Source organism: Streptomyces sp. NPDC001292 (assembly GCF_042896465.1).
Taxonomy (GTDB): domain Bacteria; phylum Actinomycetota; class Actinomycetes; order Streptomycetales; family Streptomycetaceae; genus Streptomyces.
In genome coordinates this window covers 41,627-61,862 of the sequence record NZ_JBIAXG010000025.1, presented here as the reverse complement: position 1 = coordinate 61,862, position 20,236 = coordinate 41,627, and the positions used below count along the sequence as shown (strand labels likewise).

Sequence of the window (20,236 nt, the reverse complement as noted above, 5' to 3'; positions counted from 1 at the left end):
CTTCGACGCTAAAAGAGGAGCGGCGCGACAGGTGTACGTCGGTGTCGGCGGTCAGGCCAGGCCGTCGCCAGGCATAGCCGCTGGTCCGGATGCGAAATGCGTGAAGTGCGCTGGCGAGTGGTCGATGGCCAGGTCGGGCCGCCATGCGGTGAGGATCTGGGCGCTGCACACGAACAGGCCGTCGGGGAGCTGATCGAGCGGGTGCCAAGCCCAGTCGCCGACGCTCTCGTCCGGCTGCGTGGTCGGCTGCCCCTGCCAGGCATGGACGAGCGCGCCGACGGTGACCCGCAGGACACTTCCGACGTGGTCGACGAGCGTGCCCAGGAGCTGGACGTCGCCGGTCCGAGCGACCAGACCGGTTTCCTCGCCGAGTTCTCGGATCACCGCGTCCACGAAGGATTCCCCGGCCTCCACGCTCCCACCGGGCAGTTCGAGGGTGCCGCGTCGGTGTCGGCCCAGCAGAATGCCCTGTTCGCTCAGCAGGATCGCTCCGACGCCGACGGCTGCGTGGGCTGCCGGCGCTCGGGTGCTGCGGGGCCGGCTGGAGACTCGCGCCGGCCGGTCGGGAAGGCGCCGGGCGCGGATGAGCTGCTGGATGACCGTGGCGCCCTCGTCGGGGTGAGGCAGCAGGTCGATGGCCTCGACGCGGAAGCCGTACTCGGTGAGCAGGTCCTCCCACAGCTGCGGTGACAGGACCCACATCTGCGTCGGCAGGGGCGGATCGTCGCGCAGCAGGATCATCTGCTCGCGCGGCACCACCTCCGTGGACGGGCCGCGGCCGTGCAAGTCGGTGTGGAGGAGCGACAGGATCAGAGGGGCACCGGGGCGCAGTCCGTCGCGCAGCGCGGGCAGAGAGCGGTGCGGATCAATGAACCCGAGCGTCCCGATCGCGTATGCGGCGTCGAACGGCGCGGTACCGGTCAGGTACTCGGCCACGTCTCCTTGGACGAACTCCACGTCCTCCACGTTCGTGTGGACGGAGACGGCGCGTTCGTGCTGGGTCGGGGACAGCTCGATTCCGGTGACGCGGGCTCCGTGCGCTTGGGCGAGATGGACGGCGTGGTGGCCAGCTCCCGAACCAATGTCCAGGACGCGGCGGCCGGTGACGTCACCGAGGACCTCTGCTCCCGGTCCGACCCCTTCCCAAGGCGTCCAGGTGAGCTGGTCGGGGACGGGCGGGGTGTAGGCGTGAGCCAGTTGTCGCTGGCCATACACATGCCAGGCCCGTGAGTTGGTGTCCTCGGCGGCCACGATTGCCTCCTGGGTGCGTGCGCTGGGGATCAGGTGTGCGTGGTGAGGTAGGCGGGGCCTTCGCCACGACGGGCCTGTTCGATGGCGTCGAGGCGGTCGAACGCGCGCGGCGCCATCAAGCGCTGCCAGGTGGCGAGGTCGTGCACGGCCCACATGTCGTGCTCGGCGGGATCGAGTCGGATGCGACCGAGCTGCTCTGCGGTGAGCCGGCCTCCGTCGAAGATGAGCCCTACCTTGTTCAGCGGCAGGCGGGGCCCGGCGTGCAGGAAGTGCGTCAGGAGAAGCCTCGGCGTATCCAGGCCCAGTTCGAGGCCGGTCTCTTCGACCGCTTCGCGGCGAGCGGTTTGCAGCGGGTCCTCTCCTTGGGCGTCCAGGTTGCCGCCCGGGAACTGCCAGAGGCGCGAGCCGTAGACCGAGCGCAGTTGAACCGGCCGGTCGTGTTCGTCGCGGATGTACAGGCAGCCGTACACCGTATGGTGGGGGACGGTGTGCGCGTACTGCGCGGGCGTCATCGGCATCGGTCGGCCTGGTCGTGCAGGGCGGTGGTCGAATGCGAAGGCGAGGACGCCGAGGCCCTCCATGGCTGGCGGGTAAATGCTGCGCAGGTTGGCGAGCAGTTCTCCGGGCGGCCCGTTCGGGTCGATGCGCGCAGGGTCCTCTGAACTGAGCAGATCCTCGAAGGAGGGGTACGGGGTGATCCGCTGCACGATGACGTCGAGCTCCCGGCCGGTGTCGCGGTCGTGGAAGACGACCGTGTCGCCGACGGCAACGGCGCGCTTCCGCGGGGTGGCCACCCTCACTTCGATCGTCTTGCGGCCTGCTTCCACTTGGCGGTAGTACCGCGGGAGGAGGTGCATGTGGTGCTCTTGCCGTTCCTCTCTGGCCGCCGGACTCGGGACGGCTGGGATCGCCTGTTGGGCGTCGTCAGGCACACATGCCTCCGATAGATGCGGTGTGGTTCGTTGCGTTCAGCGGCCCATGGAAGGTGAACGGGGGGTGCTCCGTGACGGAATCTTCAGGGTGGACCATTTCCCGCTCCCTGCTCCGTCGGCCCGTCACACCCGGCTGCTCTCGCGGGCCACAGAGGTGTCCGACCAGCTGGCGATGTAGCCCACTGCTTGTTTCGGCGAGCTGCCGCACTTCCTCGGGCGGGAGGTCCGGGTGCATGGAAGCGGGCATATTCACACCCAGCCCGTTTCGGAGTAGGAGCGGCCGGCCCGGATGCCCTCGATGGCGACCCCGGTATAGGGGACGAGGTCCTCGGGGAGGGCGGCCGGATCCCAGAACTTCCACTGGGTGCACTTGTCCGGCTCGCGTAGTTCCGGCTCGCCGCCCCAGGTCCGAGCGCGGAAGAACAGGCCCATGCGGGGCCGGCCCCCGGCCCGGTCGATGTGGTGGACGACGTGGACGAGTTCGGCGTCCTGTCGTTCGATGCGCAGACCGGCCTCCTCCCATGCCTCTCTGATCAGGCAGGTAATGGCGCTCTCCTGCTCGCAGTGGCCAGCCAGGACGTGCCAGGTGGAAGGCGCGAAGTTGGAGTTGGGGTGGCGCAGCCCGAGCAGTACCGTCCCGTCAGGCCGTTCCAGGTAGAGGTGAACGCCGATGATGTTGGGAACCGTGCCGTGCGGAGCGGCCGGGCGGCGCCCCTCGTGCGATGCGGGCCCGCTCTGCGACGCGGTGCGGGATGCGCCGGCCGGGCGGCTGGCGGCGTGGCGCCGCACGAGGGCGCTGGTGGTGTCTGCGATGCGGAGGCGGTGGAGGTCGTCGGGAGCGAACCAGGCCAGCATCACCCCTTCCGTCAGGTGGAGTTCGCGGGGGTCACCGTTCCAGCGGCCGGCGTAGATGGCGATGGGTACGGTCACGCCGGCGTCGTCGGTTGCTTCCTCGATGCCGAACGGGGTCAGGTCGGCGATGTGGAGGCCGGCTTCCTCGGCCAGTTCGCGCCGCACAGTGTGCTCCAGGGTGGCGTCCTGGGGCTCTCGGCCGCCACCCAGCAGTGACCACATCCCCGGCTCCCAGATCCGGCCGGGGAAGTAGTCGCGCAGGTGGAGCAGGTACTCGCCACGGTCGCTGTAGATCAGGGCCGAGGCGTTGGCGGTCGCCGGTCCGGTTCCGGGCGGGAGCTTGAGCAGCTTCTGGCGCACGGAGGGGGAGGCCACCCTGTCCGCGGGACGCCATTCGATGCCACCGACCTCTTCTTCCTGCAGCACCAGCGGCACCTCTACCGCGGTCTGCAGGCGGAAGAGGAACCGGAGGTCGAAGTGCCGGTGGCCGGGTTCCCCCTTGCCCGGGTGGGCGTCGATGTCGTGTATGTCGATGTCGAACGGGACAGTCTCGTAGCCGGGCCACGGTGCCACGGCCTGGGGCGGGATCCCGGTCTCCTCGTGCAGCTCCCGAAGAGCCGCCCCTGCCAGGGACTCCTCCTCGTGCTCGGTGTGTCCGCCGGGAGCGAGGACTTTGCCGCTCGCCAGGTGCAGCACCTGCAGGACGCGGCCGAGCGGATCGATGACGATCGCGCCGCAGGTGACGTGTCCGGTGAAGGTGGAGCGGCTGGCGATATCGGTGGGACGGTCGAGGGCGCCCAGGAGGTCGGCAAGCTGCGCGCGCTCGTGAGGGTGGCGAGCGAGGTAGGTCTCGACGGTGGTGCGGATGTGGTCGGGTGACAGCGGCATTCGGCTACCTCAGAGGAGCGTTAAGCGGGACAGATGGAGGCGGGGTAGTCGTTCGTGTCAGCTCAGCCGCATCCCCTCAGCAGGGATCTCCTCGATGGCGGCGGGCCGAGCGGCAGGCAGACCCCACCGCTCCCGGGCCGTCTCAGTGGCAAACCGGGCTTGCCGCGCTCCGGGCGGCCCCCATCCCAACAGGGCGGCTGCTTGGGCGGGGGAGGCGAGCAGGCGTGCGAAGGGGTGGCCGGTGGCAGGGTCGACGGCCGCCGGCCCGACGGCGGTGACCCGGGCGGCCAAGCGGAGCCGGGCGTTGGGCCCCACCCCGCCGTAGACCTCACCGGTTTCGTCCAGCACCCAGCCCAGTCGCACCGGGTCGGTCAGAGCGAGCTGCGCTTCCTCGGCGGCTTCCCGGTGGAGGGTGTCCTCGGGAGTCGCGTCGGTCTTCTCCACCGTGCCGCCGGGCAGCATCGGCAGCGCGCCTCGCGGGCCGGGGTCGGCCAAGAGGACGACCCGGCCGTCGGGGACGAAGCACCACGCCCAGGCTTGCTGCACGGGGAGCCGTTCGGGGACGGGGTCGCGGTTGAAGGGGCTCTCCCACAGAGGCCGGTAGCGAACGTGCACGTCATGGCGGTCCAGCACCGGGACGTCGAGGATGTGCCGGCCATCCGCGAGGTGAGCGGTCGCTGTGTTCCCGAGCCGTGCACGGTAGGCGGCGAGCATGATCTGCCCGTCCACGGGGCGCAGCCGCTGCACCGCGTCCCGGGTCTCCAGGAAGGCGTACTCGGACAGCTCCTCGCGCGGGAGGCGGATGGCCTCCGCCTGGTCTGGAGTGAGCGTTCCGCCATCGAAAACGAACCGGATCTCTCCGGGGAAAGGCGTGCTGTGCTGGCTGTCCGGGTGGTGCGGGGAGAGGGAGTGGACGGCGAGCACGCCCGACAGGGGCAGGCTCGTCAGGCCCAGTTCCTCGGTGATCTCGCGCCGGCAGGCGACGTGCGGGTGTTCGCCGGGTTCGACGACTCCTCCGGGCAGCAGCCACCGGTCGTCCTCGCGGTAGGTGGGGTGAACGAGCAGGACGCGGCCGACTTGGTCAGTGACGAGCGCGGCGGCGCCGACCCACACCGTGTGCCGGGGGACGGCGTGCTGCCCTGCGGACAGGGCGGCACGCGGTGCGACGTCATCCGAACGTGAGACGGGAGTGGTCACTTGGCGGTGCCTTCCTTATCGGTGGGGCGGGCATGGCTTCGGCACGGGTCGGGAGCGGTGATCAGGAGGTACCGCCGTTCATCCGGCGCTGCAGCTCCCTCGGACGGTGAGCAGTGCAGCGGGGCCGGGAACGATCGGCCAGTCCACGGTGATGCGGGTGTGCTTCTTGGCGAATACGTGCATTTCGTGGTCTCTGGTCGGCGGGGCGCAACTGGCGGCCGGTCGGGCGGTGATGCGGGGGCAGAGGGCGCCGCGGTGGTTGTGCTGCCAGTGCCGGACCTGCTCGGCCATCTCCTGTGCAGCAAGGTGTCCTCGGGTGCCGTGGCCATGGACAACGAACTCGTACAGGCCCTTGCCATCGTCTCCGTCGCCGATGCGCTCGGTGGCCAGTCGCGCGAGGGAGTTGCCGCGGACGATCGCGGCGCCGGGCCAGTGCTTGGGCGGCGGGTTCAGGCCCCCGTTGTCGCCGTCGGAGTCGGCCGAGAGGCGGCAAAAGCCCGGCAGGGCGCCGGCGAGGTAGAGGGTGAGGGCGTCGAAGGGTTCCTGGCCGCCTACGGTGACGTGGGTGTGCGTCACGGTCGGCTCGCAGGTGAGGGCTGGGGCGAGTTCGTCGACGGGCAACGGGGTGCCGTCTTCCCAGGACAGGTGGACGCCGGTGCCTGGGACGGTGCGGCGATTCCTGTGCCAGGCGCCGTCGCCCTGCATGGCGACAAAGCCGCAGACGATGAGCGGCTCGTCGCTGTGCAAGGCCCCGTCGCGCTTGGTGAAGCTGATGGCCCAGCGGTACCCGTGCAGACGCACCGGTGCGACGAGACGGCCGCCCTCGGCCAGGGCGTCGATCCAGGGCAGATCCCAGGTGTCGACGGTGACCACGATGGCGTCGAATCCGCCGTCCGGCACCACCTCGGCAGGCAGGTGCTCGGCGTCCGCGGTGACCACGCGGATGCGGCCGTATCCGGTCTGGGTCAGGAAGCGGGTGGCCCGGTCGGTGACGGCTGGGTCGATGTCGAGGGTGGTGACGTGGCCGGTCGGGCCGGCGAGTTCGGCGATGAGAGCAGCGTTGTAGCCGCCGGAGCCGATCTCCAAAGCGTGGTGGCCGGGCTGGATGCGGGCGGCTTCGAGCATGTCGGCCTGCAGCCAGGGCGCGGAGATGGAGCTGATGACGGTGCCGTCGTCGCTGTGGCGGGTGGCGATGATCTCGTTGGCGTACGCAGCATGGAGGGGCCTTTCGGGGGCGAAGGCGTGCCGGGGCACGGTGCGCAGGGCGCGGTCGACCGCGGGGGTGCGGATGTGCCCGGCGGCGGCGAGTTCGTCGGCCAGTTGGTGGCGCAGAGCGGTGGCTTCGTCGAGGTCCGTGGTGGGGCGTGTGGTCACGGCGCGCCTTTCGGTCGTGCGGGTCATACCTGGTCCGAGACGGTGGGCGTTGCAGGGTTCGGGATGGTCGCGGTCGGGGCGTACTGGGCGGCCTGGGCGTCGAACATGGCGGCGTACCGACCGCGGGCGGCGATGAGTTCGTCGTGGGTGCCGTGTTCGGCGAGGTGTCCGTTGTTGAGGACGTAGATGTGGTCGGCGTGGCGGACGCCGGACATGCGGTGGGTGACCAGGACGACGGCTCGGTTCGGTGCGGCGAGGCGGCGGATGCGGTCGAAGGCTTCGATTTCGGCTTCGGGGTCGAGGGCGGAGGTCGGTTCGTCGACGATGAGGACGCCGTCTGCCTGTGATGTTGAACTGCGCCAGTGCGTGCGGGCCAGACCGACTTTCTGCCATTCGCCGCCGGACAGTTCGATGGCGCCGCGGAACATGCGGGCCAGCAGACTGCGCAGGCCGTCGGGGAGTTTGGCGATGACGGGGCCGGCAACGGCGTAGTCGACCGAGGGCTTGAGGTCCTGGTCTGTAGCGGGGTGGTCGGGGCGGCCGAGGCGGATGTTCATCGCGGCGGTCACGGGCCAGCGCTGGAAGTCCTGGGTGAGCAGGGAGACGCGCTCGAAGACCTGGGAGCGGTCGAGACCGGTGAGGTCCGCGTCGCCCCAGCGCAGGGTGCCGGCCTCGGGAAGCAGCATGCCCGAGAGGATCTTCATCAGGGTGCTCTTGCCGGAGCCGTTCTCACCCACCACGGCGGTGACCGATCCCATAGGCAGGGTCAGTGACACGTTGTCCAGGGCGGCGGTGTCCCGGTCGGGGTAGCGGTAGGTGACCTGGTCCAGAACGATTTCCCTGACGCGTTCCGGTACGGGCGCACCGTCGGTGGGCAGCGTCCGCTGGGCGGCCTGGGTGAGGAAGCGGCCGTGGTCGCGGACGTAGAGGCTCTCCTCGTGGAGCTGGTTGATGTTCATGACCAGCGCGCCCAGGCTCGCCGAGCCGGTGCGTACCGCGATGACGGCGGTCCCGGCGACGGCGAGGCTCATGTGCCCGGCCATGATCAGCCAGAACATGGCCCCGTAGGTCGCCGCCATCGCCAGACCGGACAGCGCGGAGGCGACCCACTCGGTGAGGGCTTTGTTGGAGGCGAGGCGTTCCTGTTCGGCCTCGGCGCTCTCGGCCATCTGCTCGTAGCGGCTCAGGAGGAAGTCGCCGACGGCGTGGAGGCGCACTTCCTGGGCGGCGGTGCGTTCGGTGAGCAGGTTGCCGATCAGGCGGCTGGCCCGCACGTGCTCGATCCAGCTCATCACCGACACGTATCGTTCCTGGGCCACGCGCATGGCGCCCCAGCCGCGAGGGGCGGCGATGAGGATCAGCATGGGCAGCAGCACGGGGTGGAGTACGGCGAGGACGCCGGCGGTGGTGATCAGCGAGATGAGGCCGTTCAGCGCGGCTACGCAGGCGCTGATCATGCGGCGGGCCGAACCCGGGCCATGCTGGGCGATGTCCACGAGCCGCCGGAAATCGGGATCGTCGATGGCCTCCAGTTCGACGCTGGCTGCGGCGGCCAGGTACTGCGTGGTCGCGATCCGCTCGACCTTCGGCTCCAGCCGCCCTGCGCGGGAGGTGGACCAGGCGGACAGGGCGGAGTTGATGACGCCGATAGCGGCAGCGGCCAACAGGCCGGGTAACAGGGCGTGCAGCCGCTCGGCAGCGCTGCCGTTGCCGGCGAGCAGAGCGTGCATGACGGCGTTGACGGCGAGCAGGCCGGCGGCTGCGGCGATGCCTTGGCCGATCTCGCTGACCCCGACCGAGAGCAGAGCACGCCGGTCGGCCTGCCACGCCATGCGCAGCGTTGCGCCGACGAGTGTGGGCATGGAGCGCAGCGCGGACATCATGGTCAGGTCCAAGGTCGCGTGCTCGTGCTGGGACCAGCCCATGTCGTAGCGCAGGGGGCCTCCGAACAGCTCGTGTTCGGCGTCGGAGACCTGCGGATCGGCCATCGTGACCGGGCCGAAGAATCTCTTCACCGAGCGCCTCCCGCAGGCCAGTTGATGGCCCGGTAGGACGGGCCGTGGGTGAGCATGTGGAAGATGGTGGCGGTGTAGGGGTGACAGTCCGGCGACGGTCGTTCCATCGGCACCCAGAAGAGCCCTTCGTGCTTGTGTGGCTCGGCGTTGTACGGCTCACCCGTCCACGACTGCGCCACGAACACGGCGGTGATCCGGTCCAGGCCACCGTCGGTGTCGTGGTGGTGGATCAGCCCGCAGAACTCCTGCTGCTCAGCAGTGATAAGGACCCCCACCTCCTCCATGGCCTCGCGTCGCGCAGCATGGTCGAGTGGTTCACCGACTTCCAGGTGACCGCCCACGACAGTGAGCTGTCCCGGTGCGAGGGCGGCGTCCAGTGCGCGGCGTACGCACAGGGCGGCGCCGTTCGTACGGAGCAGGACCTGTGCCACGTCGGCGATCAGCTGGTGAGGCGAGTCGCTCACGGGCGGCCCTCCTGTACCAGGCGTTCTACGGTGTGCCGACCATTCCGGGCCGACCTGCAGGTCGACGATGACGGAGTCCGGCACCTCGCGCTGCTCGGCCTCATCGCAGAGGCCCCGACCCAAGGACCACCCCTGTCAAATGCCGCTCTCCGATCCGTCCGATTTAACGCCCCCATCTGCTCGGCACTTGGCGCCCTAAGCGTATGGAACACATCGGAGCGAGGGCATTGCGCCGCTCCTCCGCGACGCTGTGCCTCTGCGTCTGTGCGACCGCGTTGGCCGCCGAGGACTTGCTGCATCGTATGGGATCGAGTGATCCTCGCGCGCATGGCGACGCACCTGGAGCCCCACCCAAGCACATGATCCGAGCTGTCGCTGCTCCCGAGCGTGTCGTTGCACGCGATCTGGATCGGCTAATTGACAAGGGACTCGGGGTGTCCGTGACGGACGGCGCGGCCTCGTTCTCCGATCGCGCCAGCTGGCCCCTGCGTTTCGTCCGTTAGCAATCGTCCGTGAGTTCCGCTGCGGGGGCGCAACATAGACCACGATCGCCGGTTGGCCAAACCGGCGATCGTGACGACCATTGAGGTGTTCTCAGCGGCTGTGCTTGGCGGTGGAGCCGTTCGGACACCATGGCCCTTCATGTCGGCGCCCAGTAGTCCCCGTAACTGACAGCGTTTACCAATCAGCTGTGGCGGAGTGGGTGCAAGTCGAGCACTGCCGCTTGGGGCCCGACATATCTGGAACATCCGAGGAAACATCAATGGCTCGTCCACCTGCGCTCAAGCTCGCCGAGGTCCTAGCGGAAATCAGGATGAGCCCATCGGCTTTCTACCGCCTGCGCGCTCGCGGTCAGGCACCCCGAATGATCAAGCTGCCCAATGGTGAACTGCGCTGCCGCCGCGCCGATCTGGATGCGTGGTGGGATGCGTGTGAAAGGGATACGCCTGGATGGCGATGAGTTATAACGTCCGCTTTTGGGAGATACGTGAGCGCCCCGACCGGCGCAAGCCTTTCCAGATTCGGTGGACGGTTAACGGGCGAGAGAAGTCTGAGTCCTTCATCGCGTTCGCGCTTGCTGACAGCCGGCGTGCGAAGCTGATGACAGCTGCGCGCGAGGGTGAGCCGTTTGATCGAGCACACAGGTCTGCCGGCATCCGAGTTGCGGGCCATCAAGCAGCGCACTACGTGGTACGACCTGGTGCACGAAGACATCGAGCAAAGATGGGAGCGCACGCCAGGGAACACCCGCCGCACCCTGGCTGATGCCTTCGCTACGGTCACGCCCGCCCTGGTACGCCCCGGCGCAGCGTATTCCGATCCGCAGGTACTGCGGCGTGCCCTGTACTCGTGGGATTCAACAAGAAAGCCTGGGAGTGCGAGCCCACCGAGGAGTGGCTCCACGCGCTGGACTGGATGAAGCGCAACTCGCTGCCGGTCAGCGCCCTCGCGGAAGCCGACGTTCTGAGGCGGGCCCTCGATGCGATGTGCCGCAAGCTGGACGGCAAGGCGGCTGCGGCTAAAACAGCCCGACGCAAGAGGGCTGCGTTCAACGAAGCTCTCAACACTGCGGTGGAAAAGGGGTACTTCGCAGAGAACCCCCTCAAGGGGCTCCGGTGGCAAGCGCCAGCAGTCAATGAGGAGGTGGATCCGGCCGCCGTTCCCAATCCGGCCCAGGTGCTTCGGCTGCTCGAGGCCGTTGCTCGCCAGCGGGGGCGGGGTCCTCATCTTGAAGCATTCTTCGGTTGCATGTACTTCGCGGCTATGCGGCCAGCTGAGGTCATCCACCTTCGGATCGATCAATGCCACTTGCCAAAGACGGGATGGGGGATGCTGAACCTCTCGGGCGGAGTCGTCACGTCTGGCAAGGAGTGGACCGACGACGGTGACGTGCACGAGGTGCACTCGCTCAAGCGTCGCGCGGCAAGCGCGACGCGGCCTGTTCCCATCCCGCCGCAGTTCGTACGCATGCTGCGTGCCCATGTGAATCGGTTCGACGTGGCACCTGACGGTCGACTTTTCCGGAACCAGGCCGGCAACTACGTGGACGCTGCCGCCTACGGCATCACATGGGCGCGGGCCCGGGAATACGCCCTGACCCGTACTGAGCGCACTTCTCGCCTGGCCAAGCGGCCTTACGATCTCCGTCACGCCGGGATCTCGTTCTGGCTCTACTCCGGAGTGGACCCGGCCGAGTGCGCCCGCCGCGCCGGCCAGAGCATCGAGGTTCTCTTTCGCCACTACGCCAAGTTCCTTGACGGCCTTCGAGAGCAGGCGAACCGTCTCATCGAGCAGTCCATGAACGAGTGGCAGCGCGTCAGTCAAGGTGACGTACCCGAGGGCTGAACCGGGGGTTTGGTCCGTGACTGGTCCGGAAGCACTGGTCAGGAGGGGTGCAGTCGTGGGAGGAATTGGGAGTTAGCGCGCAAGCCGGGGCCGGTCGACAGCGGTTTGCGCGAAGGGCGCCTGACGGGTGAAAACCCAGGTCAGGCGCCTTTTCGCAGGTGCCTAGAAGAAGCCCAGCTTCTTCGGCGAGTACGACACCAGAAGATTCTTCGTCTGCTGGTAGTGGTCCAGCATCATCTTGTGGGTCTCGCGCCCGATTCCCGACTGCTTGTAGCCGCCGAAGGCGGAGTGCGCGGGGTAGGCGTGGTAGCAGTTGGTCCAGACGCGGCCCGCCTGGATGGCGCGGCCCGCACGGTAGGCGGTGCCGGTGTCCCGGGTCCACACGCCCGCGCCCAGGCCGTACAGCGTGTCGTTGGCGATCTTGATGGCGTCGTCGAAGTCGTCGAAGGACGTCACCGAGACCACCGGGCCGAAGATCTCCTCCTGGAAGATCCGCATCCGGTTGTCGCCCTCGAAGATGGTCGGCTGGACGTAGTAGCCGCCCTTCAACTCGCCGTCGTGCTCGATGCGTTCGCCGCCGGTCAGGACGCGCGCGCCCTCCTGACGGCCGATGTCCAGGTAGGAGAGGATCTTCTCCAGCTGGTCGTTGGATGCCTGGGCGCCGATCATGGTGTCGGTGTCGAGGGGGTGTCCCGTCGTGATGAGCTTGGTACGGGCGACCGCCGCCTCGACGAACTCCGTGTAGTGACCGCGCTGGATCAGCGCCCGGGACGGGCAGGTGCACACCTCGCCCTGGTTGAGCGCGAACATCGTGAAGCCCTCGAGCGCCTTGTCGCGGAAGTCGTCGTCCGCCGCCGAGACGTCGTCGAAGAAGATGTTCGGTGACTTCCCGCCGAGCTCCAGCGTGACCGGCTTGATGTTCTCGGCGGCGTACTGCATGATCAGCCGCCCCGTCGTCGTCTCGCCCGTGAACGCCACCTTCGCCACCCGCGGGCTGGAGGCGAGCGGCTTGCCCGCCTCCACACCGAAGCCGTTGACGATGTTCAGCACCCCGGGCGGGAGCAGGTCGGAGACCAGGCTCATCCAGTAGTGGATGGAGGCCGGGGTCTGTTCGGCGGGCTTGAGCACCACCGCGTTGCCCGCGGCGAGCGCGGGTGCCAGCTTCCAGGCCGCCATGAGGATCGGGAAGTTCCAGGGGATGATCTGCGCGACCACCCCGAGCGGCTCGTGGAAGTGGTATGCCACCGTGTCGTGGTCGATCTCGCCGAGCGAGCCCTCCTGCGCCCTGATCGCGCCCGCGAAGTAGCGGAAGTGGTCGATGGCCAGCGGGATGTCGGCCGCCAGCGTCTCGCGGACCGGCTTGCCGTTCTCCCAGCTCTCGGCGACCGCCAGGGACTCGAGGTTGGCCTCCATGCGGTCGGCGATCTTCAGCAGGATGTCGGAGCGTTCGGTCACGGACGTGCGGCCCCAGCCCGGGGCGGCCGCGTGCGCCGCGTCCAGCGCCCGCTCGACGTCCTCCGCCGTCCCGCGCGCCACCTCCGTGAACGGCTGCCCGTTCACCGGCGAGGGGTCCTCGAAGTACTGTCCGCGGGCCGGCGGCACGTACTCGCCGCCGATGAAGTGGTCGTAGCGCGCCTGGTAGGAGACGATCGCGCCCTCGGTGCCGGGCGCCGCGTAACGGGTCATCCTGGTCTGCCTCCCTCAGCAGCGCTGCCCGCCGTTGGGCAGCTCTCGGCGCGAGGCTAGACACGCCGACGTTGCAAGGACGTTGCGGCGCGGACCACCGATGGGCGGTGCCGGGCTCGGAACCGTCAGCGGTGTGCCGGACGGGACCAGCCGGGCGGGGCCGCCAGCTCCGCCTCGAGCGCGGCGAGCCGGGCCCGGGCAGTCGCGGTCGGCCGCACGGCGACGAGGGCCCGCCACACGTCCAGGTCGTCCTCGCCCCACGGCGCGTGCGCCCAGTCGGCCAGCAGGTCGGGGTCGCGACGGGTGATCAGCGCGCTCCGCATTCCGTCGGCGAGCCGCTGCCGCAGCCGCACCACCGCGGGAGCCTGCGAGCCGGGCAGCAGCGGACCGGAGTACGCCGCGGCGGCCGCCGCGACCGCTCCTGTCTCCAGCCGGTGCTGGACGGCCGCCACGTCCGAGCCGACCGGAACGGTCAGCCGGTAGGGGCGCGAGGCGAGCAGACCCGGACCGAGCATCCTGCGCAGCCGGGCCAGTTCGGCCCGCAGCGTCACCGGCGTCACCGACCCGTCCTCGTACAGCGCGCACAGCAGCTCGTCCCCGGTCAGACCCTCCGGGTGACCGGCCAGCAGCACTGTGATCTCGCTGTGCCGACGGCTCAGCCGGAGACCGCGACCGCTGACCACCAGGCGGGCCTCGTCCCGGCCGAGCGCGGTCAGCTCGGCCGTGTCGGGGTCAGGCCGCCGCGGGGCGAGCAGCGCCAGCTCGGACTCGGCGGCCCGCGCCACCGCCCGCACGAAACCGAGGCTGTGCGGATGGGCGAGCCCGTCCCCACCGGTGATGTCCACCGCGCCGAGCACTTGTCCCGTGCGCGGATCGTGCACCGGGGCCGCGGCGCACGTCCATGGCTGGACGCGCCGGATGAAGTGCTCGGCCGCGAACGCCTGCACCGGGCGGTCCAGGGCGACCGCCGTGCCCGGCGCGTTCGTCCCGACGGCGGACTCCGACCAGCGCGCGCCCGGCACGAAGTTCATCCGGTCCGCCTTGCGCCGCGTCCCCGGATGCCCCTCCACCCACAGCAGCCTGCCGTGCGCGTCGCACACCGCGAGCAGATGCTCCCCGTCGGCGGCGAACGTGCCCAGCAGCTCCCGGAACAGTGGCATCAACGGCGCCAGCGGATGCTCCGCCCGGTAGGTGCCGAGATCACTGTCGGCGAGTTCCACGCTCGCGGTGAAGTCCGGCCCGACACCGGCCCGTGCGGAACGCCGCCACGAGTCGGCCACCACCGGACGCACCGGGCGCGGCACCGTGCCCACCGCGGTGAACGTCTCGTGCGCCCGGCGCAGGGCCCGAACACGCTCGGCAGGGTCGGCTCCCGGCTCCAGGGCCACCCACGGATCGGTCAATGCGGCCTCCCCGGACGGCGATGCGGCTGCGGACATCGTCACTCCCGGTGGGCGCCCGGACAACCTCTGCGCCCGGGCTCGCCGTCAGGCGAAGTTCACCAGTCTGATGTAACGCACCCAGTCCCAGTTGAGCCCGGGATCGGTATGGTCCGTGCCCGGTACTTCATAGTGCCCGATGATGTGGGCGCGGTCCTTGGGGATGCGGTACTTGTCGCAGATCGCCGCGGTGAGCCTGGCCGACTGCTCGTACATCGCGTTGGTGAAGTAGGCGGGCTTGTCCACCCAGCCCTCGTGCTCGATGCCGATGCTGCGGGTGTTGTAGACCCAGTTCCCGGCGTGCCAGGCGACGTCCGACTCGCGGACGCACTGGGCGACGTGTCCGTCGGCGGACCGGACGACATAGTGTGCGGACACCTCCTTCTTCGGGTTCTGGAAGATCGCCAGGGTGCTGGCGTACGTCTCCTGGGTGACGTGGATGACCACCCGGTCCACCGAGTAGCTCGTGGGCCGGCTGGACGCCGTGTAGTTGGAGCTGCTCGCCGACTGCCACTCGGCCTCCGGGTAGTCGACTGCCTGGGGTCGCGCGCCGGCCCGCGTGGCGGGAAGTAAGGCATAGGGGACGGCGGCCAGGGCGGCACCCTTGAGCAGGTGTCGTCGGCTGGGAAGAGTTCGTGCCCGGTCCATGGGCGGTGGCCTTTCTGTGGGGGAGTGGTTGTGCGAGTGTGCGTGGGAAGGTGGGCGGGAGGCCGGTGGGTGGGGAGGCCGTGTGGTCCGCGGTGAGTCTCGCTCACCGACGGCCGCTTCTTGTGGAGCTTGGCCACCCACGCGGAGTCGGTGTCACACGGATCGGCCAACGGGGACTCGTCGGTCCGGGTGGCCGACTGGCCGGCGTCCGGCTTGCCGAACCGCGGTCGCGTGCTGGTCACTTCACCAGGAAACGAGCCGGGGTATCCGAGATGCGTCCACCGGCCGGCGCGCCGAGCCGGTGGACAGGACGTGCGTGTCCGGGACAGCTGGTGTTTCCCCCGTCATGTGAACCCTTTCGTCCACCAGAGATCCGGCGTCGACCCGACTCGACGGCGGCAACTCGCGTGAATCACGGTAGGGCGCTCGCGGGTTGGGCAGAAGAGGCCGGCGAGGTTCGGTGGACTCCCGGGGAATTGTGGAAAACTCCGCCACTCGATCGGGTGAAGTGGGCCTGAGGTCAGGCGCGTTCGGCCACAGCCGCAGGGTCGTCGAGGACGGCCCGCACCACCGCGTGCGCGGCACCCAGCAGCGGCCCCTCGGGGCCCAGCCGGGACACCGACACCGGACAGGCGGGCCCAGCGGTCCGGCTCGCCAACTCGGCCTCCAGGGAGGGCAGGAGCCAGGGTGCGAGTGCGGCCAGGGCGCCGCCCAGCACGACGCTCCGGGGGTCGAGCAGATTGACGGCCCCGGTCAGCGCGACGCCCAGCGCCCTGCCAGCGTCGCGCAGGGCCCGCCGCACGTCCTCGTCGCCCGCGGCGGCGCGGGTGGCCAACAGCCCGACCCGGCCTTCGCCCGGCTCCAGACCGGCCGCCCGCGCCACGGCTTCCTCCCCCGCGTACTGCTCCAGGCAGCCACGCCCGCCACACGGGCACGCGGGCCCTTCCGGCTCGACCGGCACATGCCCCAGCTCGCCCGCGAAACCGCGTGTTCCGCGCAGCAGCCGCCCGTCGACCACCACGGCGGCACCGATGCCGATCTCCGCCGACACGTGCAGGAAGTCACGTGGCGTGTCCTCGCCGAGCCAGAGTTCCGCGAGCCCGCCGAAGTTGGCCTCGTTGTCCACCGTCAGGGGCAGGCCGGGTTGCAGCAGGGCGCCGAGGTCGGTGTCGTTCCAGTCGAGGTTGGGAGCTCGTACGACCGTTCGGCCGTCCCGTGCGATCAGGCCGGGCACCGCGACCGCGAGCCCCGCGGGCCACAGGTCCTGCCGCTCGGCCTCGGCGACGACCTGGCGTATCAGCGCGGTGAGTTCGCTCGTCACCGGTTCGGGGGAGCGGCCCCGGTTCGTTCCGTGGCGTACCGCCCGTGCCCGCACCTGGCCGCGCAGGTCGACCACGCAGGCCGCCAGATGGTCGACCCCGACCTCCGCGCCGACCCCCGCGGGGCCGTGCCCGCTGACGGCCAGGGCCGAACCGGGGCGGCCCACCCGGCCGGGCCGCTCGGGTCCCAGCTCCTCCAGCAGTCCGGTCCGGACGAGTTCGTCGACCAGGGTCGACACCGAGGCACGGGTCAGTCCGATGCGTGAGGCGACCGCCGCCCGCGACAGCGGCCCCTCGGCGCGGACGGTGTGCATGACCCGGGCGAGGTTGCGGCGGCGCATGCCCTGCTGGGTGTCGGGCAGCGCGCGCCCCGGACCGGCCGGGTAGGCCTCGTGCAGCGGTGCGGTCATGCCTCCGTCGTCCTCGGTCGGTGTCCGCCGGCGATCTGCGCCGAACGGTGCGGTGCGAACGAACGGCCGTCCGCAGGTGTCCGTCAGGGGGTCCGCGTCCCGCGCTCCAGCAACGGTGCCGCATCGGAGAGTACCCCGGAGATCCTGTTCAAGGTCGTCTCGTCGCGCTCCACCGCCTCCAGCACCGGGCCGTCGGCCGTCCGCCAGCGGCGGGCGACCGCGGCCGGGTCCTCGCCGGTGAGCAGCCCCGCGGCCTGGGCGGCGGCGCCCAGCGCGACCAGCTCTCGGGCCTCGGGGATCTGCACCGGCCGCCCGGACAGGCGCCGTACGGTCTGCTGCCAGGCCGTGCCCCGGGCACCGCCGCCGATCAGCAGCAGCGGGGTGGTGCGGTCGGCGTCCTGGTCGAGCACCAGGTCCAGCGCGCCGAGCAGGGCGTGCACGGCGCCGTCGTAGGCGGCCTGCAGCAGTTGTCCGGCCGTGGTGTCGTGGCGCAGCCCGTGCAGCAGTCCGGAGGCGTTCGGCAGGTTCGGGGTCCGTTCGCCGTCCAGGTAGGGGAGCAGGGTGACGGACGTGCCGGGCTCCACGGCCTCGCGGTCCAGGCCCAGGAGGGCGGCGACGCGGTCGACGGCGAGCGTGCAGTTGAGGGTGCAGGCCAGCGGCAGCCAGGCACCGCGCGCGTCGGCGAAACCCGCCACCGTTCCCGACGGGTCGGCGGACCGGTGGCGGGACACCGCGTACACCGTGCCGGAGGTGCCTAGGCTCAGCACCGGTGTTCCGGGCCGCAGCCCGAGGCCCAGCGCGGCGGCGGCGTTGTCACCGGTGCCGGGCGCCACCAGCGTGCCCTTGGAGAACGGCAGGTCGCGGCTGTCGCGCACGGTCCCCGCGACCTCGCCCGGGCGCACCACCCGGGGGAGCAGCGCCGGATCGAGTCCCACATGGGCGAGGATCTCCTCGTCGTACGCCTCGGTCGTGGACGCCCACCAGCCCGTACCCGAGGCGTCTCCCCGGTCGGTCGTGCCCTCGCCGGTCAGATGCTGGGTGAGGTAGTCGTGCGGGAGGCGCACCGCCGCCGTCGACCGCGCGGCCTCCGGTTCGTGCTCGGCCAGCCAGGCCCACTTCGTGACCGTGAAGGAGGCTCCGGGCACGCTGCCCGTACGCTCCGCCCATGCCTTCGGACCGCCCAGTTCCTCGACGAGACGGTGGGCCTGCGGGGCCGAGCGCACGTCGTTCCACAGCAGGGCCGGCCGCACCGGGACGCCTTGGGCGTCCAGGGTCACGAGTCCGTGCTGCTGGCCGGCGATCGACACGGCGGCGGCCTCGTGGGCCGCCTCCCCGCACTGGTGGAGCGCCGCGCACAGGGAGTCCCACCACTCACGTGGGTCGCTCTCGCGGCCGTCACCGGACGAGACGGTGTGCGGCGCCTGCCCGCTCGCCACGACCTGCCCGGTGGCCGCGTCGACGACGAGCACCTTGGTGGACTGCGTGGACGAGTCCACACCGACGACGAGCGGACCCTCGGCTGCTGACATCGGCTCTCCCTCTTTCCGCGGCTCGCGGGATCTGACCCGCAGTTCTCATGGTGCACACGGCCCGGCGACGCGGGCACCGTCCCGGTCGGGACCCTTGTTCCCTTCCCAGGGATGCGTCGGCATACTAATTTGTAAATCGCCATGACGAAATAGTCGCAAGCGAGCAAGGAGCCGCGGCATGAGCTACCAGCCCACCCCCGAGGACAGGTTCACCTTCGGCTTGTGGACCGTCGGCTGGCAGGGACGGGACCCGTTCGGCGACGCCACGCGCCGCGCCCTCGACCCGGTCGAGACGGTGCAGCGCCTGGCCGAACTCGGCGCACACGGCGTGACCTTCCACGACGACGACCTGATCCCCTTCGGGGCCTCCGACACCGAGCGCGAGTCGCACATCAAGCGCTTCCGGCAGGCGCTCGACGCGACCGGCATGACCGTGCCGATGGCCACCACGAACCTCTTCACCCACCCCGTCTTCAAGGACGGCGCGTTCACGGCCAACGACCGCGACGTGCGCCGCTACGCGCTGCGCAAGACGATCCGCAACATCGACCTGGCCGTCGAACTGGGCGCGAGGACGTACGTGGCCTGGGGCGGCCGGGAGGGCGCCGAGTCCGGGGCCGCCAAGGACGTGCGGGCCGCGCTGGACCGTATGAAGGAGGCCTTCGACCTCCTCGGCGAGTACGTCACCTCCCAGGGCTACGACATCCGCTTCGCCATCGAACCCAAGCCGAACGAGCCGCGCGGCGACATCCTGCTGCCCACCGTCGGCCACGCGCTCGCGTTCATCGAGCGCCTGGAGCGCCCGGAGCTGTACGGCGTCAACCCCGAGGTCGGCCACGAGCAGATGGCCGGGCTCAACTTCCCGCACGGCATCGCCCAGGCGCTGTGGGCGGGCAAGCTCTTCCACATCGACCTCAACGGCCAGTCCGGCATCAAGTACGACCAGGACCTGCGCTTCGGCGCCGGTGACCTGCGCGCCGCGTTCTGGCTGGTCGACCTGCTGGAAGGCGCCGGCTACGAGGGCCCGCGCCACTTCGACTTCAAGCCGCCGCGGACCGAGGACCTGGACGGCGTGTGGGCGTCGGCCGCCGGCTGCATGCGCAACTACCTCATCCTCAAGGAGCGTTCGGCCGCCTTCCGGGCCGACCCGGAGGTCCAGGAGGCCCTGCGCGCCGCCCGACTCGACCAGCTGGCGCAGCCCACGGCGGCGGACGGCCTGGACGCGCTGCTCGCGGACCGCTCGGCATTCGAGGACTTCGACGTCGAGGCGGCCGCCGCTCGGGGGATGGCCTTCGAGCGGCTCGACCAGCTCGCGATGGACCATCTGCTGGGGGCACGCGGCTGACACGGAGATGTCCGACCCCGGGCACACACGCGTGTGTGCCCGGGAAGGTCCGCACGCGCGCGTGCGTGCGGCGTCGGAGCTCCGGGCGGTACGCCGTCCGTCCACCCGTGACCGGTGCCCGCGCGGAACCGAGGAACCATGCGGTCCATGGCGTGGGTTCGTACCGACTTCCGCGCGGGGCCCGTGAGTTGTCCGGACGGCGGCGACGATGGGCGCCATGGCCACCCCCTCCGTACCGCCTCGGCCGCCCGCACCGCCGAGGCGCAGGAGTCCGCTCTTCCTCCTCACCGTGCTGGCCGCCGCCGGTGCGGTCGGCTTGGTGCTGGTGCTCGCCTCCTCGGGGAGCGACTCACGGGACGGGCGTCCGCCCGCCGGCAGCAGCCCGCGCACGAGCCCGCCACCCGCCACGAGCCCCTCACCCACTCCGTCCCTGAGCTTTCCCATCGAGCTGCCGACCCGGCTTCCCAGCTCCCTGCCATCCGGCTTCCCGAGCGGTCTGCCGAGCGAAATCCCCAGTGATCTCCAGTCGCTGCTTCCCTGA

The 20,236-nt window shown here is 70.4% G+C and carries 16 protein-coding genes; 4 read left to right on the top strand and 12 right to left on the bottom strand.

Annotated features, from left to right (window positions below; all coding sequences use genetic code 11):
* Window positions 1–51: 51 nt before the first annotated feature.
* The 7 genes from ACFY4A_RS24685 to ACFY4A_RS24655 all read right to left on the bottom strand — a co-directional run bounded on the left by ACFY4A_RS24685 (window position 52) and on the right by ACFY4A_RS24655 (window position 8,973).
* Window positions 52–1,251 (bottom strand): NUDIX domain-containing protein, encoded by a 1,200-nt coding sequence (locus ACFY4A_RS24685; protein WP_390831518.1) that lies wholly within the window; start codon window positions 1,249–1,251, stop codon window positions 52–54.
* A 29-nt stretch (window positions 1,252–1,280) separates the two neighbouring features.
* Complete coding sequence (locus ACFY4A_RS24680) at window positions 1,281–2,108, bottom strand: NUDIX domain-containing protein (RefSeq protein ID WP_390831517.1); 828 nt, start codon at window positions 2,106–2,108, stop codon at window positions 1,281–1,283.
* 324 nt (window positions 2,109–2,432) lie between these two features.
* Window positions 2,433–3,923, bottom strand: coding sequence for an NUDIX domain-containing protein (locus tag ACFY4A_RS24675; RefSeq protein WP_390831516.1), 1,491 nt, complete (start codon window positions 3,921–3,923; stop codon window positions 2,433–2,435).
* Window positions 3,924–3,980: 57 nt separating this feature from the next.
* The gene (locus ACFY4A_RS24670) at window positions 3,981–5,120 is read right to left on the bottom strand and encodes an NUDIX domain-containing protein (protein ID WP_390831515.1); all 1,140 of its coding nucleotides are present in this window, start codon (window positions 5,118–5,120) and stop codon (window positions 3,981–3,983) included.
* Window positions 5,121–5,198: 78 nt separating this feature from the next.
* Complete coding sequence (gene fxlM, locus ACFY4A_RS24665) at window positions 5,199–6,494, bottom strand: methyltransferase, FxLD system (protein WP_390831514.1); 1,296 nt, start codon at window positions 6,492–6,494, stop codon at window positions 5,199–5,201.
* Window positions 6,495–6,517: 23 nt separating this feature from the next.
* The gene (locus tag ACFY4A_RS24660) at window positions 6,518–8,509 is read right to left on the bottom strand and encodes an ABC transporter ATP-binding protein (protein WP_390831513.1); all 1,992 of its coding nucleotides are present in this window, start codon (window positions 8,507–8,509) and stop codon (window positions 6,518–6,520) included.
* Window positions 8,506–8,973: an NUDIX domain-containing protein gene (locus ACFY4A_RS24655; RefSeq protein WP_055493687.1), complete on the bottom strand. Its 468-nt coding sequence runs from the start codon at window positions 8,971–8,973 to the stop codon at window positions 8,506–8,508. The genes ACFY4A_RS24660 and ACFY4A_RS24655 overlap by 4 nt, the downstream gene beginning before the upstream one ends.
* 763 nt (window positions 8,974–9,736) lie before the next feature.
* Here ACFY4A_RS24655 and ACFY4A_RS24650 point away from each other — a divergent pair.
* Window positions 9,737–9,934: an AlpA family transcriptional regulator gene (locus tag ACFY4A_RS24650; RefSeq protein ID WP_073946053.1), complete on the top strand. Its 198-nt coding sequence runs from the start codon at window positions 9,737–9,739 to the stop codon at window positions 9,932–9,934.
* Window positions 9,935–10,323: 389 nt separating this feature from the next.
* On the top strand, window positions 10,324–11,319 hold the full coding sequence (locus tag ACFY4A_RS24645) for a tyrosine-type recombinase/integrase (protein ID WP_390831512.1): 996 nt from the start codon (window positions 10,324–10,326) through the stop codon (window positions 11,317–11,319).
* Between the two features lie 162 nt (window positions 11,320–11,481).
* On the opposite strand, the gene ACFY4A_RS24640 is transcribed toward ACFY4A_RS24645, so the two are convergent.
* From ACFY4A_RS24640 to xylB, 5 genes are all read right to left on the bottom strand, one after another.
* Complete coding sequence (locus tag ACFY4A_RS24640; RefSeq protein WP_390831511.1) at window positions 11,482–13,005, bottom strand: aldehyde dehydrogenase family protein; 1,524 nt, start codon at window positions 13,003–13,005, stop codon at window positions 11,482–11,484.
* A 125-nt stretch (window positions 13,006–13,130) separates the two neighbouring features.
* On the bottom strand, window positions 13,131–14,444 hold the full coding sequence (locus ACFY4A_RS24635) for a GAF domain-containing protein (protein WP_390831510.1): 1,314 nt from the start codon (window positions 14,442–14,444) through the stop codon (window positions 13,131–13,133).
* Between the two features lie 48 nt (window positions 14,445–14,492).
* Window positions 14,493–15,092 (bottom strand): N-acetylmuramoyl-L-alanine amidase, encoded by a 600-nt coding sequence (locus ACFY4A_RS24630; RefSeq protein ID WP_390831509.1) that lies wholly within the window; start codon window positions 15,090–15,092, stop codon window positions 14,493–14,495.
* Window positions 15,093–15,612: 520 nt separating this feature from the next.
* The gene (locus tag ACFY4A_RS24625; RefSeq protein WP_390831508.1) at window positions 15,613–16,821 is read right to left on the bottom strand and encodes an ROK family protein; all 1,209 of its coding nucleotides are present in this window, start codon (window positions 16,819–16,821) and stop codon (window positions 15,613–15,615) included.
* Between the two features lie 83 nt (window positions 16,822–16,904).
* A complete protein-coding gene (xylB, locus tag ACFY4A_RS24620) occupies window positions 16,905–18,350 on the bottom strand; it encodes a xylulokinase (protein ID WP_390831507.1) in 1,446 nt (481 codons plus the stop codon).
* A 178-nt stretch (window positions 18,351–18,528) separates the two neighbouring features.
* Here xylB and xylA point away from each other — a divergent pair, with 178 nt between their 5' ends.
* On the top strand, window positions 18,529–19,695 hold the full coding sequence (gene xylA / locus ACFY4A_RS24615; RefSeq protein ID WP_390831506.1) for a xylose isomerase: 1,167 nt from the start codon (window positions 18,529–18,531) through the stop codon (window positions 19,693–19,695).
* Between the two features lie 217 nt (window positions 19,696–19,912).
* Window positions 19,913–20,236 carry a hypothetical protein gene (locus ACFY4A_RS24610; protein ID WP_390831505.1) on the top strand — a complete coding sequence of 108 codons (324 nt, stop codon included), beginning with the start codon at window positions 19,913–19,915 and terminating at the stop codon, window positions 20,234–20,236.

Bases quoted from the DNA above. Each gene is read 5' to 3' on its own strand.
- xylA (WP_390831506.1), top strand. From the start codon at position 18,529: ATGAGCTACCAGCCCACCCCCGAGGACAGGTTCACCTTCGGCTTGTGG.
- ACFY4A_RS24635 (WP_390831510.1), bottom strand. From the start codon at position 14,444: ATGTCCGCAGCCGCATCGCCGTCCGGGGAGGCCGCATTGACCGATCCG.
- ACFY4A_RS24625 (WP_390831508.1), bottom strand. From the start codon at position 16,821: ATGACCGCACCGCTGCACGAGGCCTACCCGGCCGGTCCGGGGCGCGCG.
- ACFY4A_RS24630 (WP_390831509.1), bottom strand. From the start codon at position 15,092: ATGGACCGGGCACGAACTCTTCCCAGCCGACGACACCTGCTCAAGGGT.
- xylB (WP_390831507.1), bottom strand. From the start codon at position 18,350: ATGTCAGCAGCCGAGGGTCCGCTCGTCGTCGGTGTGGACTCGTCCACG.
- ACFY4A_RS24675 (WP_390831516.1), bottom strand. From the start codon at position 3,923: ATGCCGCTGTCACCCGACCACATCCGCACCACCGTCGAGACCTACCTC.
- ACFY4A_RS24610 (WP_390831505.1), top strand. From the start codon at position 19,913: ATGGCCACCCCCTCCGTACCGCCTCGGCCGCCCGCACCGCCGAGGCGC.
- ACFY4A_RS24640 (WP_390831511.1), bottom strand. From the start codon at position 13,005: ATGACCCGTTACGCGGCGCCCGGCACCGAGGGCGCGATCGTCTCCTAC.
- ACFY4A_RS24650 (WP_073946053.1), top strand. From the start codon at position 9,737: ATGGCTCGTCCACCTGCGCTCAAGCTCGCCGAGGTCCTAGCGGAAATC.
- ACFY4A_RS24680 (WP_390831517.1), bottom strand. From the start codon at position 2,108: ATGCACCTCCTCCCGCGGTACTACCGCCAAGTGGAAGCAGGCCGCAAG.